Source organism: Streptomyces sp. NPDC104313 (genome assembly GCF_055583985.1).
This window is the reverse complement of sequence record NZ_JBVJMW010000002.1, coordinates 570,021-585,431: the sequence shown is the minus strand read 5'-3', so window position 1 is coordinate 585,431 and position 15,411 is coordinate 570,021. Positions and strand designations below refer to the sequence as shown.

At 71.8% G+C, this 15,411-nt stretch carries 13 protein-coding genes and 1 pseudogene; 7 read left to right on the top strand and 7 right to left on the bottom strand.

What is annotated here, in order from left to right:
• Complete coding sequence (locus tag ACZ60Q_RS06495; RefSeq protein WP_469629248.1) at positions 1 to 369, bottom strand: nuclear transport factor 2 family protein; 369 nt, start codon at positions 367 to 369, stop codon at positions 1 to 3.
• Between the two features lie 163 nt (positions 370 to 532).
• On the opposite strand from ACZ60Q_RS06495, the pseudogene ACZ60Q_RS06490 reads away from it, so the two are divergent.
• Together ACZ60Q_RS06490 and ACZ60Q_RS06485 are read left to right on the top strand one after the other, a co-directional pair.
• A pseudogene (locus ACZ60Q_RS06490) lies at positions 533 to 649 on the top strand (MOSC domain-containing protein); the annotation flags it as partial.
• Between the two features lie 114 nt (positions 650 to 763).
• Complete coding sequence (locus ACZ60Q_RS06485; RefSeq protein ID WP_469629245.1) at positions 764 to 1,501, top strand: CDP-alcohol phosphatidyltransferase family protein; 738 nt, start codon at positions 764 to 766, stop codon at positions 1,499 to 1,501.
• Here ACZ60Q_RS06485 and ACZ60Q_RS06480 read toward each other — a convergent pair.
• Positions 1,470 to 1,919: an FAD synthase family protein gene (locus tag ACZ60Q_RS06480; protein WP_469629243.1), complete on the bottom strand. Its 450-nt coding sequence runs from the start codon at positions 1,917 to 1,919 to the stop codon at positions 1,470 to 1,472. The genes ACZ60Q_RS06485 and ACZ60Q_RS06480 overlap by 32 nt on opposite strands.
• Positions 1,920 to 2,071: 152 nt before the next feature.
• Here ACZ60Q_RS06480 and ACZ60Q_RS06475 point away from each other — a divergent pair, with 152 nt between their 5' ends.
• The 3 genes from ACZ60Q_RS06475 to ACZ60Q_RS06465 are packed head-to-tail and all read left to right on the top strand — an operon-like array spanning position 2,072 to position 6,263.
• The gene (locus ACZ60Q_RS06475; protein ID WP_469629240.1) at positions 2,072 to 3,334 is read left to right on the top strand and encodes a glycosyltransferase; all 1,263 of its coding nucleotides are present in this window, start codon (positions 2,072 to 2,074) and stop codon (positions 3,332 to 3,334) included.
• Positions 3,331 to 5,019 (top strand): P-loop NTPase family protein, encoded by a 1,689-nt coding sequence (locus ACZ60Q_RS06470; RefSeq protein ID WP_469629238.1) that lies wholly within the window; start codon positions 3,331 to 3,333, stop codon positions 5,017 to 5,019. Before ACZ60Q_RS06475 ends, ACZ60Q_RS06470 begins: the two co-directional genes overlap by 4 nt.
• Positions 5,016 to 6,263: an MATE family efflux transporter gene (locus ACZ60Q_RS06465; RefSeq protein WP_469629235.1), complete on the top strand. Its 1,248-nt coding sequence runs from the start codon at positions 5,016 to 5,018 to the stop codon at positions 6,261 to 6,263. The genes ACZ60Q_RS06470 and ACZ60Q_RS06465 overlap by 4 nt, the downstream gene beginning before the upstream one ends.
• On the opposite strand, the gene ACZ60Q_RS06460 is transcribed toward ACZ60Q_RS06465, so the two are convergent.
• On the bottom strand, positions 6,232 to 7,737 hold the full coding sequence (locus ACZ60Q_RS06460; RefSeq protein ID WP_469629232.1) for a hypothetical protein: 1,506 nt from the start codon (positions 7,735 to 7,737) through the stop codon (positions 6,232 to 6,234). The two genes, ACZ60Q_RS06465 and ACZ60Q_RS06460, sit on opposite strands and share 32 nt — an antisense overlap.
• Positions 7,738 to 7,842: 105 nt before the next feature.
• Between ACZ60Q_RS06460 and ACZ60Q_RS06455 the strand changes: the two genes are divergently transcribed.
• Positions 7,843 to 9,006, top strand: coding sequence for a glycosyltransferase (locus tag ACZ60Q_RS06455; RefSeq protein ID WP_469629229.1), 1,164 nt, complete (start codon positions 7,843 to 7,845; stop codon positions 9,004 to 9,006).
• A 61-nt stretch (positions 9,007 to 9,067) separates the two neighbouring features.
• Here the strand turns inward: ACZ60Q_RS06455 and ACZ60Q_RS06450 are convergent, their stop codons facing one another.
• The 4 genes from ACZ60Q_RS06450 to gmd all read right to left on the bottom strand — a co-directional run bounded on the left by ACZ60Q_RS06450 (position 9,068) and on the right by gmd (position 14,293).
• Positions 9,068 to 9,919 carry a glycosyltransferase family 2 protein gene (locus tag ACZ60Q_RS06450; protein ID WP_469629226.1) on the bottom strand — a complete coding sequence of 284 codons (852 nt, stop codon included), beginning with the start codon at positions 9,917 to 9,919 and terminating at the stop codon, positions 9,068 to 9,070.
• Entirely contained in the window at positions 9,916 to 10,641 is a 726-nt protein-coding gene (locus ACZ60Q_RS06445) for a hypothetical protein (protein WP_469629223.1), read from the bottom strand. Before ACZ60Q_RS06445 ends, ACZ60Q_RS06450 begins: the two co-directional genes overlap by 4 nt.
• A 5-nt stretch (positions 10,642 to 10,646) precedes the next feature.
• Positions 10,647 to 12,908 (bottom strand): LamG-like jellyroll fold domain-containing protein, encoded by a 2,262-nt coding sequence (locus ACZ60Q_RS06440; RefSeq protein ID WP_469629556.1) that lies wholly within the window; start codon positions 12,906 to 12,908, stop codon positions 10,647 to 10,649.
• Between the two features lie 371 nt (positions 12,909 to 13,279).
• Positions 13,280 to 14,293 (bottom strand): GDP-mannose 4,6-dehydratase, encoded by a 1,014-nt coding sequence (gene gmd / locus ACZ60Q_RS06435; protein ID WP_469629553.1) that lies wholly within the window; start codon positions 14,291 to 14,293, stop codon positions 13,280 to 13,282.
• Between the two features lie 114 nt (positions 14,294 to 14,407).
• On the opposite strand from gmd, the gene ACZ60Q_RS06430 reads away from it, so the two are divergent.
• A complete protein-coding gene (locus ACZ60Q_RS06430; protein WP_469629221.1) occupies positions 14,408 to 15,391 on the top strand; it encodes a GDP-L-fucose synthase family protein in 984 nt (327 codons plus the stop codon).
• Positions 15,392 to 15,411: the final 20 nt, after the last annotated feature.

Sequence of the window (15,411 nt, the reverse complement as noted above, 5' to 3'; positions counted from 1 at the left end):
TCACGCCCCCGGTACGCGGTCCAGGAACCCGCTCACCGAACTGATCCGGCCGTCCTCGGCGAGCCGGACCACGTCGAACCCGGCCACCGGTGCGGAGCCGTCCGCCGGGGAGACCAACTCCCAGGCGAAGCGGACCAGGTCGTGGTGCCCGTCGGGCGTCCCGGAGGGCCGGAACCGGAAGCCGGGGAACTGCTCGTGCACGCCGCCGATCACGGCCGCCAGTCCCTCGTGCCCGTGCACCTCGGCCAGCGGGTCGGTGTAGCGGGCGTCGGCGGTGAACGCGGCGGCCACGGCGCTCGCCCGCTCCTGGGACCCGGTGGTGTTCCAGGCGGCGAAGTAGCGCTGGACGGCTTCTTCGTACGCGGTCATGATGTGCCCTCTCCTCGGCCGTCCCGGCGGTCCGGGGCGGTGACCCCACCTTGACCCGGGGGCCCCGGCGGCGTCGATTACCCGGGAGGTAAGAGGGCTCCGCGTGCCGCTCCGACGCCGGGCGTAGGGTCGCGGGAGATCGCGCGTCGCGCATGTCGAGCGGGTCGTGCGCAAGGCGGGTGCCATGAGCGCGGTCCGCCGGGGCGGTGTGATCCGTCCCGGCGACACGGTCGCCGCCGAACTCCCCGGGGGCCCGCACCGCCCGCTGGAACGCGTGTGATCCCCACTCCGTCCCGCCCCCGCCGAAGTGCCCACGGACCGGTGTCGGCATGAGCGCCCACGGGCCGGTGTCCGCATGCCATGATGCGGGCACATGCCGGACGCTGGGGGGCGTATGGGAAGCACGGGCACAGTGCTGCGCGAATTGCGCGGCGCACAGAAGAGCGCCAAGGGCGTCTCGCTCTATTCGCGGTACGTGAACAGGCCCGCCGGCCGGGTGCTCGCGGCCGGGGCGTATCGGGCGGGCATGACGCCCAATCACGTCACACTGACCAGCGCGTTGTTCACCTACGGTGCGGTGGCTTCGGTCGCGCTCGTCGAACCGTCCTGGACGCTCGGCGTCCTGGTCTGGGCGGCCCTCGCGGTCGGCTTCGCCTTCGACTCCGCCGACGGACAGCTCGCCCGGCTCACCGGCCGGGGAGGACCCGACGGGGAGTGGCTGGACCATGTCGTGGACTGCGGGAAGCTGCTGCTCGTCCACCTCGCCGTCCTGATCTCCTTCTACCGCTTCAACGAACTACCCTCGGAAGCCTGGCTGTTGCTTCCCCTGGGATTCCAGGTGGCGGCTGTGGGTACCTTCTGCGCGGGGCTGCTGCGCGAACATCTCGGCAAGGCGGCGGTGAGCGCCCGGGGCCCGTCCTGGGCGGCATCGGACGCGGCGCCCGTCTCCCGGGTGCGGGCCGTGGCGCTGCTGCCCGCCGACTACGGGGTGTTCTGCCTGGTGTTCCTGCTGCTCGGCGCACCCGGGGCCTTCCGCGCCGGGTACGCCGTGCTCGCGGTGGTGCACACGCTGTTTCTGGCGGCCTTCCTCACCAAGTGGTTCAGGGAGCTGAAAGCGCTCCGGGCCGGCTGACGAGCACGTCCAGCGCCCGCCGCAGCTGGGTGCTGGACGTGTGCACGGTGTACGGGAAGTAGACGACCTCCACACCCACTTCGGCGAAGTCGCGTTCCAGCTTCTTCCCCTTGTCCGTGCCCCGCCAGTCGTCTCCCTTGAAGATCACGTCGAACCGGACCTGCTGCCAGGTCTCGACCTTGTCCGGCACGGTCTCCACGAACGCGGCGTCCACGAAGCGCACGCTGCGGACGATCTCCAGTCGTTCGCGGAGCGGGATCATCGGCGTGTGACCCTTGGCCAGGGCGGCCATCTCGTCCGACACGACCCCCGCGACCAGGTAGTCGCACTGGCTGCGGGCGTGCCGCAGGATGTTGAGGTGCCCGACGTGGAACAGGTCGTACACCCCGGGTGCGTAACCCACCCTGTGCTGCACCATCCGTATCTCTCCCCCCACGGTGAACGTGATCCGATGATGTTCCAACGAGCTTACTGTGAAGAACACTTGTGCAAGCCGTGAACGGATAAGCTCGACAGGGGCTGTTCCCTGGTGGGGGGCAGCGGCTGTCGTGGGGGGAAGGCGATCGTCCGATGTCCGAAACGTCAAGGTCCGGTTCGATCCGAGGCCGCCGACTTCTGGTGGTTTCGACCAACTACGCACCGGAACTCACGGGCATAGGCCCGTACGCCACCCAGCTGGCCGAGCACTGGGCCGCGTCCGGCGCCCGGGTCCGGGCGCTCACCGGTATGCCGCACTACCCCTCCTGGCGGCTGGAGGAGGGGTACCGGGACGTCTGGCGGACGGTGGAGATACGCGGCGGCGTCGGCGTGCACCGGCGCAGGCACTACGTGCCACCCCGTCAGAGCGCCCTGCGACGTGCCGCGTTCGAGGCGAGCGTCCTCGCGACCGGACTGTTCGCCCCACCGCCGGGACGCCCCGACGCCGTGATCTCCCAGATGCCCAGCCTCGCGGGCGGTGTCATCGGAGCCCGCCTCGCCCGACGCCATCGCGTCCCCCACCTGCCCGTCGTCCAGGACCTGATGGGCGCCGCCGCCGCGCAGAGCGGAATACGGGGCGGGGGCAGGGCCGCCACCGTCGCCGCCGCCGCCGAGCGGTACGCACTGCGCGGGGCCGCCCTCGTCGGCGTCATCCACGAGAGCTTCGTCCCCGGCGTCACCGCTCTCGGCGTCGACCCCGGCCGCATCCGCCTCGTCCCCAACTGGACCCATGTGCAGGGCCCCACCGCCGACCGGGCCGCCACCCGCGCCCGGCTCGGCTGGCCCGAGGGCACCCCGGTCCTCCTGCACTCCGGCAACATGGGGCTCAAGCAGGGCCTGGACGTCCTGGTGGACGCCGCCCGCCTCGCCCCCGACGTCCGCGTCGTCCTGATGGGCGACGGCAACCAACGCGACGCCCTGCGCGCCCGCGCCGCAGGACTGGCCAACGTGGACTTCCCCGAGCCCGCGGCGGCCGAGGAGTTCACCGACGTCCTCGCCGCCGCCGACGTCCTCGCGGTCACCCAGCGCGCCTCGGTCCTCGACATGAGCGTCCCCTCCAAGCTCACCTCCTACTTCACCTCCGGACGCCCCGTGATCGCCTCCGTCGCCGACGAGGGCGGCACCGCCGACGAGGTCCGCCGCTCGGGAGCCGGGGTCCTCGTCGCTCCCGAGGAGCCGGCGGCCCTGATCGACGCGTTGCGGAAGCTGGCCGCCGACCCGGCCGCCGCCGACGCCCTCGGGGCCGAGGGCCCGCGCTACGTCGCCCGCCACCTGAGCCGGGAGGCGGGCCTCGCCCGCTTCGACGACCTGCTCGCCGAGGTCCTGCCGGACGCACAAGGGAGCCCCCGCCGATGACGCCGCACCACCGCGCCCCGGACGACCAGGACGAGCCGGCTCTCCTGCGCGACCAGTTCCGCCAACTCCTGCGCTACCGCTCCCTGCTGGCGTCCGGAGTCGTCGTCGGCCTGCTCGGCGGCGGCTATCTCGCCCTCGGCGGCGAGGACACCTACACCGCCAACGGCGAGGTGCTCGTCCGCTCCGCGATCTCCGACCCCTTCGCCGCCGGAGCCACCGCGGACAAGGGCATCAACATCGGCTCCGAGCGCCAGACCGCCGTCAGCGACACGGTGGGCACCCTGGCCGCCGGGACCCTGCTCAAGGCCGGCGACGACGTCACCGCCCGCACGCTGCTCACCGGGCTCCAGGTCACCAACCCGCCCAACACCCTCGCCCTCCGCTTCTCCTACACGGCCACCGCCCCCGAGCAGGCCCGCGCCCGTGCAGAAGCCCTCGCGAACGCCTACCTGGCCCACCGCAGGGCGCGCACCGAGGAGAGCATCCGGAACATGTCCGACGGCTACCGGGCCCAGCTCCGCCCACTGGAGGAGAAGCGCGACCTGCTGGAGGACCAGATAGGCGCGGGCGCGGAGGACGACGTCAGCAGCGCCCGCGCCAACATCATCGTCTCCATCTCCGAGCTGAGCCGGAAGATCTCCGAGCTGAAGGCCCTGGACACCACCCCCGGCTACCTCAACAAGAAGCCCGTCGCCCCCACGTCGCCGACCGGCCCGGGACTGCCGCTGCTCCTCGGGCTCGGCGGCGTCGTCGGTCTCGCACTGGGACTGCTCCTCTCCTGGGTGCGCCTCGTCTTCGACCCCGCCGTACGGTCCACCCGCGAGCTCGTCCACTCGCTCGGCGCACCCCTGCTCGGCACCCTGCCCCGGGAACGCGCCGCAGCGGGCCGCCTGCTCGCCATCGGGCGCGGCAACTCCCGGCTGGCCGAGGAGTACCGCGCCGTCGCCTTCCGGCTCGCCTACGACCCGTCGTTCGCCGGGAGCCGCCGGCTGCTGGTCACCGCCCCGCGCGGTGACAACACGGCAGCCGCCGCCGCTGCCGCCAACCTGGCCGCCGCCTTCGCCGAGATGGGCCGCGACGTCCTGCTCGTCGAAGCCGACCTGCGCACCCCCTCGCTCGCCCGCGACCTGGGCTCCGCCGCCCACGAGGTGCGCCCGCCACGCTGGGCCGCCGAGGAGGGCGGCGGTGGCTGGCCCGCCGGCGGCCGCACCAATGTGGACGTGCCCGGATCCGGGGCCTTCGCCCTGATCCCCGGAACCGCCGTCGACAACGTCCCGCGCGCCCTGACCTCACCGCCCGTCGGCCGCATCGTCGCCGAGGCCGACCGGACCGGCAACGTCGTCATCGTCCTCGCCCCGCCCGTCCTGTCCTACGCGGACGCGGTCGCCCTGGTCGACCGGGTGGACGGCGTCATGATCGTCTGCGACCCGCGCGAGGTGCACCGCAGCGACCTGGAGCGCATCCGCGAGATCATCGGTGCCTCCGGAGGCTCCGTACTCGGCGCGCTGCTCCACCCGGGCCGGGGGCGGCTGCGCCGCGCGGAGCGACGGGCGAAACCGACCCGACGCCGGGGCGGTGGCGGGGGGCCCGCCCCCACCGCCGAGCCGGACGCTCCGGAGATCACCGGCGACCCCACCGAGACCCTCGGCCTGCGCGCCTTCACCCTGCCGGCCGCGCGCCGATGAGAGCACGCACCGCCGTCCTCTGCTCGGTCGCGGACCAGGGCGTGGCCGCGCTCACCAACATCCTGGTGCTTCTGGCCGCCGCCCGGCTCTCCACCGTCACCGACTTCGCCCGCTTCTCCGCGGTCTACCTGGTCTTCACGGTGCTCCTCGGCGTCTCGGGCGCGTACACCGGGCAGCCGCTGGTCCTCAAGCGCGGCGCGGGCCAGGAGACCCGGGGAGCCTGCCGCTCCGCCGTAGCCTTCACCGTCCTCGCGTCGGCCGCCCTCGGCGCGCTGCTCGCGGCCGTCTGCGCCCTCGTCCCCGGCGACACCGCCCGCGCCCTGATGATGCTCGGCCTCGTGCTCCCCGTGGTGCTGGGACAGGACGCCGGGCGGTATGCCTTCGCCACCCTCCAGCGTCCCCATCTCGCGCTGACCGCGGACCTGCTGCGGCTCGGCTGCGTGCTGGGGGCGCTCTCCGCGCAGGACTACGGGGCGTCCCCGGCGCGCCTGACAGCCGTCTGGGGCCTGTCGGCCCTGCCCGCCCTGCTCCTGTCCTTCGCCCTCCTGCACCGGGCCACCGCGGGGGCCCCGGTGCGACTGCGCCCGCTGCTGCGGCGCGGCCATCTCGGGCAGCGCTTCACCGTCGAGTTCGGTGTGGGCAACGCGACCGGCCAGCTGTCCGTGCTCGGCCTCGGCGCGGTCGGCAACCCACTCCTCGTCGGCGCGCTGCGCGGGGCGACCACCCTGTTCGGACCGCTCAACGTGCTCTACACCTCGGCCACTTCCTTCGGTCCCCCACTGCTCGGCCGTATCGGCGACGAGCGCCGCCGGGTCCGGGCCACCGCCGCCCTCGCCGCCGTCCTCGCGGCGACCGCCGTCCTGTGGGCCACCGTGCTCGCCCTGCTGCCCGAGCGCGCCGGACGCGAACTGCTCGGCGACACCTGGCCCACGGCCGCCGCGCTGCTCCCCGCGACGGGCAGCCAGTACGCGGCGATGGCCATCGGCACCTGCGGGCTGCTCGCCCTGCGCATGCTCGACCCGCGCACCACGCTCAGCGTCCAGGTCGTCTTCTCGCTCACCGCCGTGGCGTTCCTCGCGGGCGGTTACGCCATCGGGGGCGTCCCGGGTGCAGCCTGGGGGCTGGCCCTGGGGTCGCTCTGCAAGGCCGTCGCGACCTGGACCCGAGTGGCCCTGCTGCGCGGCCGGGGACCCGCCGTGCCCAAGGAGCCCGTCAGCGCCGACGCGCTGCCTGCTGCTCCCTGAACGTGGTGATCAGCACCAGGCACAGGGCCGCGATGGCGAGCTTCCCCACCGCCTGGAGCAGTGGACCGCGCAGCAGGATGAAGGTGTATCCGGCGATCAGCGGCGCCGCGATCGCCAGCACACTGCCGGAACCGGGACCCGCCCGGGTGACCGCGAGAGCGTATCTGCGGTCGGTGCGGGCCGCCGCGTAGCCGATCAGCGCCAGCCCGCCGACCATACCGGCCGGACCGAGGTCGACCCAGAACTCGGTCCACAGCGGGGCGGAGAGGTTGGTCATCCGCAGCCCCATCCACTGCCCGACCCGGACACCGGTGTCCTCCGGCTTCCCGCTCCACACCGCGCGCGGCACGAAGAACAGTCCGGAGCCGGCCAGTTGACGTCCGTAGGTGTGCCCCCGGGTCTCGACCCACGAGATGGTGTTGGCGAACATCACCATCTGGTCGTAGTCCTTGGTCACCAGCGGCTCGAAGACGGACGCCGACTGCACGGGCCGCTGTCCCCCCTCCTCGTACCGGAATCTGTCCGCGTACGGGAACACCACCAGCGCCCCGATCACCCCCGTCGTCAGCACCGTGCGGTAGAACGCCGCACTGCTCGGGAACGCGGTGAACACGAACGCCATCAGTACGGTGAGGAACCAGTAACGGGCGTTGGAGACCGGATTGTTCACCACCAGGTTCAGCGCCGCCAGCGCCACCCACACCAGCACCGTCGACGGGGTGCGCCGGGCCCGCCGGGAGGTCGCCAGACGACGGGTGTAGAAGAGCAGCGCCAGCAGCGCCGGGACCTGGCCGAAGCCCTTGATGAACGCCGAGCCGACGTTGGACCCCTCGGTCACGACCCCGCTCGCCGCGACGGTCTCGTTGATCTCCTGCCGACTGGAGAAGAAGACCGCGGGCCCGCCCAGCTTCATCACGTAGAACGCGCTCGCCGCGAAGGCCAGGAGCACCAGCAGCCGCAGCCGCAGCGGATGCGCCACGGCCGGTCCTCCACCCGAGCCCCGAGCGGAGGGAGTCCGGGGGCGCAGCGGGCGCCGCGAGGCCAGCAGTGCCCCCAGATCGTAGGCGGCACACCCCACCAGGATCATCGCGATCGCGGTCACCAGATCCTGGCGCGGCCCCACCATCGGCGTCGGCGTCTGCCCGATGACCACCTGGGCGAACGGCGCCACGCCCATCGCGATGTACACGAACATCCAGAAGACGCCCTGGAGCAACCGCCGCCGGGTCGAGAGGATCATCGTCGCCAGCCGGGCCCCCGCATAGCAGGTCAGCACGAGCTGGAGCCAGTACGCCGCGTCCCGGACCCCGCTGCCGGGCTGGGCGGCGATCACCGCGGGCAGGAAGCAGACCAGTCCCAGGATGAGCGGCACGGACAGGGCCCGCGACAGCATGGCCCAGGCGATCGGCCGCGCGGGCGCGTCGGAGGGCTTCCCGCGGTTCGGCGTGCGCGCCGACGTGTGCACCGACGTCATGCTCCCCCCGATCAGTGAACCGCTGAACACTCTAACGAATCAACCCACTTGCGGTGGCACGATGACTAGGCTGTGAACAGTTGGCCGAGGTCGAGGGGAACTCTCGTGAAAATCCTGCATGTTGTCACGCTCCACACTCCGGACCACGCCTTCGGCGGTCCGACCCGGGTGGCGTTCAACCTGTCCAAGGTCCAGCGGGCCATCGGGGACGACGCCCGCGTCATGGCCCTCGGCGACGGCTTCCCCGGCGGTGAACTGCCGCGCCAGGTGGAGGGAGTTCCGGTCCACCTCTTCCAGGCGCGGCACCTGCTCCCGATGTTCGAGGTCAGCGGGATCACCTCCGCCGCGCTGCTGCGCACCGCACGCGGCATGATGCGCGGCGCCGACCTCGTACACGTCCATCTGATGCGGGACCTGGTGACCCTGCCCGCAGCGCTCCTCGCGCTCGCGTCCCGGACGCCGCTGGTCGTCCAGACCCACGGCATGATCGACCCCACCGAGAAGAAGGTCGCCCAGCTCACCGACCTGCTCGGGGTCCGCAAGGTGCTCCGTGAGGCCGATGCCGTCCTGCACCTCACCGAGATGGAGCGGGTCGATGTGAACGCCGTGGCCGCCCCGGTCCCGCTCACCCGCACCGTACGGCTGGTCAACGGGGTCCGCCCGCAGGAGCGCAAGCCCGTCCGCGACCCCGGCCGGCCGCCCACCGTGCTCTTCCTCGCCCGGATCCAGGAGCGCAAGCGGCCCGAGGACTTCGTCGCCGCGATGCCGCACGTCCTCGCCCGCCACCCGGACGCCCGCTTCGTGCTGGCCGGGCCGGACACCGGCGCGCTGGCCGGCACCCTCGCACTCGCACGGAGGCTGGGTGTGGCCGACTCCCTGGACCATCGGGGCCCGTTGGAGCACGAACAGGTCCTCGCCGCCGACCGCGAGGCCGATGTGTATGTGCTGCCGGCGATCGAGGAACCGTTCCCGGTCTCGGTGCTGGAGGCGATGTCGGTCGGCACCCCGGTCGTCATCACCCGCACCTGCGGGCAGGCCCCCGACGTCGCGGGGGCGGGGGCGGGCCGGGTGATCGACAGTCGGGTCGGCGAGGACGCGGCCAACGCGCGCAAGGTCGCGGACGCGATCCTGGAACTGCTGGAGCCGGAGGCCGCCGAACAGGCGGGCAAGGCCGCCTGGGAGCTGGTGAACGAGCAGTTCACCATCGAGGCCGTCACCACCACCCTCCGGCGGACCTATGAGGACGTGGTCCGCCGGAGGCGAGGGTGACCGGCCGGCCCGGCGAGCCGGGCGACGGGTCAGCCGGCTGGTCAGGGTGCCGGCCGGTTGGTCAACGGGTCGGCTTCTCACGGGACTTCAGGGCGATCTGCCAGCGGTAGAAGCTCATCGCCAGCGCGAAGTCGAAGCCCGCCCGGCCGTCCAGGAAGCCACGCCGGTAGAGATACATGTACGCGAACGACACCACCGGCTTGAACGGCGCCTTGTGGAACAACTGCCCCTGGCGGGACTTGACCTGGCGTACCTGTTCCTTCACCTCGGGGTGGTTCTCCAGCCACGCCTCCCAGTCCGAGTAGCGGTTGTGCCGCTCGAACCAGGCGGTCACCGGGTCGAGGTCCTGGTGCTCGATGGGGTGGGTGAGCGTCCCCACCGTCGCCGCGACCGGCTGGTAGTGGCCCTCCACCTCACCGATTCCCGGGGCGTCGAGATCCCCGACCTCCGGGTAGTGGGAGCGGGTCCGGTCGGTCAACGACCGCTTGCGGATGGTGTATCCATGGCGCAGCCGCTTCCCCGAGAACCAGTAGCCGAGCGGAATGTCGTACGCGGCAGGCTTCGGGGCCGTCGGATCCCGGAAGGTCTCCCGCAGTTCGGCCAGCAGCCCGGGGCTGAGCCGCTCGTCGCCGTCCAGGAGCAGGATCCAGTCCAGATCGGTGCGGACGTTCTCCAGGCACCACTGCTTCTTCCGTGGGTGGGCCCCGTCCCAGGTGTACGTGACCACCTCGGCCCCGCACTCCTCGGCGATCTTGACGGTGTCGTCGGTGCTGTGGGAGTCCACCACCACGACCGCCTCGAAGTGGCCGAGCACCGATTTCACCGCCTCCGCGATGTTCAGGCCCTCGTTCTTCGTGGGGATCGCCACGGCTATCGGCAGCCGGGTCCTTCCCGGGGGCGTCTCTGCGGTCATCCCTTGGCTCCTTCGAGCAGCCAGGCGTAGCAGCCTGTGGAGGTGAACGTGCGGGCGGACGTCGGGATCGTGATCTTCCGGGAGACGCCCGTGTCGGAGGTGCCGGAGGACAGTTCCTCGCCCCCGGCACCGGTGATCTGCCAGGAGCAGGCCGTGGAGGGAGAGGCGGACCTGTAGACGCCCGGCCGGAGCCTCTTCCCGGTGTGTGTGCCGTCCGGGTAGGCGTCCGCGGCCTCGTCCGCCAGGTCCTGGTGCTGGGGGCAGAGCCCGGCGACCGCGTCCGCCGCGTCCGGGATCTCGTCCGTCGCGATGGCGCCGACGGCGGTGTCCCGGTCGGCCTTGACCAGATAGCGGAGCTTGTCGCACGCCTCCTGGCCGGTCTGGAGCACGGCGGCCGGGTCCATGCCCTTCGGCACCCGGTCCTCCAGATACTCCCTCTGCCCCTTCGTGAAGGTCCCGGTGGCCGGGGTGATCTCGTCGGACGGCGTCTTCGGGCCGGTGGCGGGTACCGAAGGGCCGGCGGCCGGCTCCTCGGGCTTCCCGGCGGAGGACGTGCTGGTCGGTGCGGGCGGGCCGGAGGACGGGCCGGGGGCGGCGGGCCCGGAGGCCGCGGGGCGCTGGGCGCCCGCGGCCTCCGGACCGTTCCCGTCGGCGGACGAGCCGCAGGCGGCCAGCGCCGCCGTCATGACCACGACGGCGCCGGCCAGGAACGGGTTCCTCATGCGGATCAGCCATTCCTCAGTGCGTAGTGCGCGCTGACCTGCGAAGCGCTCAGGGTGCTCGGGTAGACGGCGGTCTCGTCGATCTGCCCGGCGAAGAAGTCGCTCGTCGGACGGTTCGGCCAGTTGGCGAGGTTGTCCCCGCCGATTCGCCAGTACCCCGGATTGGTGTCGTTGCCGGAGACCAGGATGTTCGACGCGCGCGACTGCCCGTCGACGTAGAGCGTCATGCCCCGGCCCAGGGGACCCTGGGTCGCGACGACGTGGTGCCACTGACCGTCGTTGTACGCACCCGAGGTGGTCACGGTGCGCATGCCGCCGCTCTGGACGCCGAAGGTGAGCCGTCCGTCGTTGCGCATGTAGATCTGTTTGTCGTGGCGGGTGCTGTTCTGCTGCGTCATGTTCCCGAAGCCGATGATCTTTCCGCCCCGGGTGGTGGTGGTCCTGATCCAGGTCTCCACCGAGAAGCGGGCCGGTGCGGCGACCTGCCGATTGCTGTACGCGTAGGCGTCGACGCCGTCGAAACCGATCGCCGTCGAGGGCCCGGCGACCGCCGCCGGGCTCTGGCGGTGGGCGGGGCCGTTGCGCAGGAAGCCGTTGTCCAGGTTGCCGCTGCTGTCATGGGCGAACGTGGACGCGCCCTCGTCGTAGCGCCAGTAGAGGCTCGCTCCGTCGGATCTCACCCGGGCCGGATACGCCTCCGTCGTGCTCGCCACGGTCGCCTTCTGGGCCGGGGACTTGGAACTGGTGTTGGTCCCGTCGCTCGCGGTGATCCGGTACGAGTGGGTCTCTCCCGGCGCGACGTCGCTGTCCGTCCAGGTCAGCTGGGGCCGGTCCCAGAAGACCGAGTAGCCGGTCGTCGTGTGGACCGGGGTGCTCGAGTCGTCCTTGTAGATCCGGTAGGTCAGCTCCCCGTCATCGGTGTCGAAGCTGGTCTGCCAGTTCACGTCGATCCGCCCCGGGGTCAGCGTGGACAGGCTGACGTTGGGCACCCAGGGCGCGCCCGTGTCCGGGCCGTTCGCGAACCGGGTGAGGCCCTGTTGCGGCTTGCTGTTGACGGAGGTGAACTCGCCGCCCACCCACAGGTACTGGCTCCCGCCGCTGCTCGCCCGGGTCATCACGCGCGGTCCGACCGGTTCGCCGATGCCGTCGTTGGTGTCCGGGAACCAGGGGAGCAGCTTCGGGTCGTCGACCGACTGGGCCAGCAGATGCTTGCGCGGCTGGTCGGGGAAGGACCCCATGCTGGAACAGTCGTGGGCGTGGCTGCCGCTGTACAGCACACCCGAGTACGCCAGCACCGCCTGGGTCGCGCCCAGGCAGGTGTCCCGCCAGCGCTGGTCGAAGTCGTCGAGATCCAGCGCGATACGCCCGTCGAACACTCCGCCGCCGGTGCCCTCGTTGCCGGTGTAGAAGCCGGTGGCGTCGGTGGTGATGTCCTGCACGGTGGAGTTGTTGTGGATGAACCCCGGGTAGGACTTGGTGAGTCGTCCGGTGGTCGCGTCGACCACGGCCAGGGCGTGGCTGGTGGTGCCGTTGACGCGGAAGAAGTCGCCGCCCAGCAGCACGTTCCGCCCGTCCGGGGTCAGTTCGACGGCCCGGGCCACCTCGTCGGCGTTGGCCGTGAAGGGCAGCAGGGACGCCCCGGCGGCGGTGACGGCGGCGAACTTGTTCCTCGTCTGACCTCCGACGCTGTTGAAGTCCCCGCCCAGATAGACCGTGTCGGCCGTGACGGCGAGCGCCCGCACGGTCGCTGTCACGGAGATCTTGAAGTCGTTGCGGGGGGTGCAGGTCTCGGTGTCGATCGCCGCGATGTTGCTCACCCCGACTCCGTTCACCGCCCCGAACTGGCCGCCCGCGTAGAGGGTGCCGCCGTCCGGGGACAGGGCCAGGGCCCGGACGGTCGCGGTCCCGGAGGAGATGGTGAAGGACAGCGAGCAGTCGGTGGGCGCCCCGGTCGCCGCGTCGAACGCGGCGAAGTTCACCGCGGGCCGGTCGTCCGTTGTGAGAGCGGCGGTGGGGGGCCGCAGGGTGGAGAAGGTGCCGCCCGCGTAGACGACGCCGTCGCCGGCGGCCATCGACCAGACGATGCCGTTGGTCTGCCAGGTGGTGAGGTCGTCCGCGGTGATGGCGACCGGTGGTGTCAGCGCCGCCGCCGGAGAGGTCCCGGCCGCGGTCGCGGTCAGGGCTCCGGCCAGCAGGCCGAGAACGGCGGAAGCGGCCCGCACACGGCCGCGTCCTCCGGTTCTCTGCCCTGTACTTCCGTTCATCATTCTGCTCCGAAGGTGAGATTCGAGCTGCGGCCGGGAGGCCGCGTGTCCTGCCTCGCCCGACCGGGCGCGCGGGTTGTTCGTTCCGCTGCCGGCCGGTTCGAGTGAGTAGGCGGAGCCGAGGGCCCCGCCCGGTGCCGGCGCGGAGGGCTCCACCGAGGAGTCGGTGGAGACGGCGGTCGCGCCGGTGATCGTCCCGGGCACGGGCGCGGCTGGCGCCGGCCGGGAGTTGTGGGTGAGCGACGACGCGGTCCGGGCGACGGCGACCGGAACCACGTGGTGGCTGTCGGTGGAGCCGCCCCTGGGGAGCGTGTCGCCGATCGGGCCGATCGGGTGCGCCGGGCGGACGTGCGGGAACGGGCCGCCCGGCCCGTTCACCTGTCCACCCGGACGGCGGCCCCGGTCAGCTGGTCGTCCAGCCGGCGGATATCGGCGTCGACCATGATGCGGGCCAGCTCGCGCGACGTCACCTCGGGCTTCCAGCCCAGCAGTTCCTCGGCCTTCGACGCGTCCCCGATCAACGCGTCCACCTCGCTGGGGCGTTCGTACTTCGGGTCGTAACGCACGTGCTCGCGCCAGTCCAGCCCCGCGTGCTCGAAGGCGAACTCGACGAACTGCCGGACGCTGACGCCCTCACCGGTGGCGACCACATAGTCGTCGGGGGCCTCGCACTGGAGCATCCGCCACATGGCGTCCACGTACTCCGGCGCGTATCCCCAGTCCCGGACCGCGTCCAGATTGCCCAGGTGCAGACGGTCCTGGAGACCGGCCTTGATCCGGGCGACACCCCGGGTGATCTTCCGGGTCACGAAGGTCTCGCCCCGGCGCGGCGACTCGTGGTTGAAGAGGATCCCGTTCACCGCGAACATGCCGTACGCCTCGCGGTAGTTGACCGTGGCCCAGTACGCGTAGACCTTCGCCACGCTGTACGGGCTGCGCGGGTGGAACGAGGTGTTCTCGTTCTGCGGGGGCGGACTGGCTCCGAACATCTCGGAGGACGAGGCCTGGTAGATCCGGGTCTCGATGCCGCTGGCCCGGACCGCCTCCAGGAGCCGGATGGTGCCGAGCCCCGTGACGTCACCGGTGTAGAGCGGGGCGTCGAAGGACACCCGCACATGCGACTGCGCGCCCAGGTTGTAGACCTCGTCGGGCTGGATGTCGCGCAGCAGGTTCACCAGGGCCACACCGTCGGACAGGTCCGCGTGGTGCAGGACGAAGGAGCGCTCCGGCTCCTCGGGACCCTGGTAGATGTGGTCGATCCGCTCGGTGTTGAAGCTCGAGGAGCGGCGTATGAGGCCGTGCACCGTGTACCCCTTGTCGAGCAACAACTCGGCCAGATACGAACCGTCCTGGCCGGTCACTCCGGTGATGAGCGCGGTCTTCGCCACGATTCCCCCTTCTCTGCTGATCGCCTCGGCGGCGACGTTCACCGATATATCGGAATTGAAGCGTTCTGCGGCAAAGTGTCACCGCAGTCCCTTTCTGCTGGCACAATCCGAGCCATGACGACCGAACTCCCCTCCCCTTCCCAGGAATCCGCCCGCTCCCTCCTGCGGCCCGCCTCCCGCATATTCGTCGCGGGACACCGCGGCCTGGTCGGCTCGGCGGTGGCCCGCCGCCTCGCCGACGACGGCCATGAGGTGCTCACCCGTGGCCGCGACCTCCTCGACCTGCGCGACGCCGCGCGGACCGGGGCGTATCTGAAGGAGATCCGCCCGGACGCCGTGGTGCTGGCCGCCGCCAAGGTCGGCGGGATCATGGCCAACAGCACGTACCCCGTGCAGTTCCTGGAGGACAACCTGCGCATCCAGCTCAGCGTGATCGCCGGTGCGCACGCGGCCGGGACCGAGCGGCTGCTCTTCCTCGGCTCGTCGTGCATCTACCCCCGGCTCGCGCCCCAGCCGATCCGCGAGGAGGCGCTGCTCACCGGGGAGCTGGAGCCCACCAACGAGGCCTACGCCCTCGCCAAGATCGCCGGAATCGTCCAGATCCAGTCCTACCGGCGGCAGTACGGCGCCTCCTACATCAGCGCCATGCCCACCAATCTCTACGGATCCGGCGACAACTTCGACCTGGAGACCTCGCACGTGCTGCCCGCGCTGATCCGCCGCTTCCACGAGGCGCGGCGGGACGGGGCGGCCGAGGTGACCCTCTGGGGCTCCGGCTCCCCGCGCCGTGAGTTCCTCCACGTCGACGACCTCGCCGCCGCCTGCGTCACCCTGCTGGAGGCATACGACGGCGACGAACCCGTCAACATCGGCTGCGGCGACGACCTCACCATCCGCGAACTCGCCGAGACCGTACGGGAGGTGACGGGATACGAGGGGCGCATCGGCTGGGACACGTCGAAGCCCGACGGGACCCCCCGCAAGCTGCTCGACGTCACCCGCCTCTCCTCCCTCGGCTTCACGCCGCGGATCCCGCTGCGCGACGGCATTGCCCGCACCTACGCCTGGTGGCTCGGGCAACTCCAGCCCGGACAGTGACCGTTCGCCGCCGCCGGGGG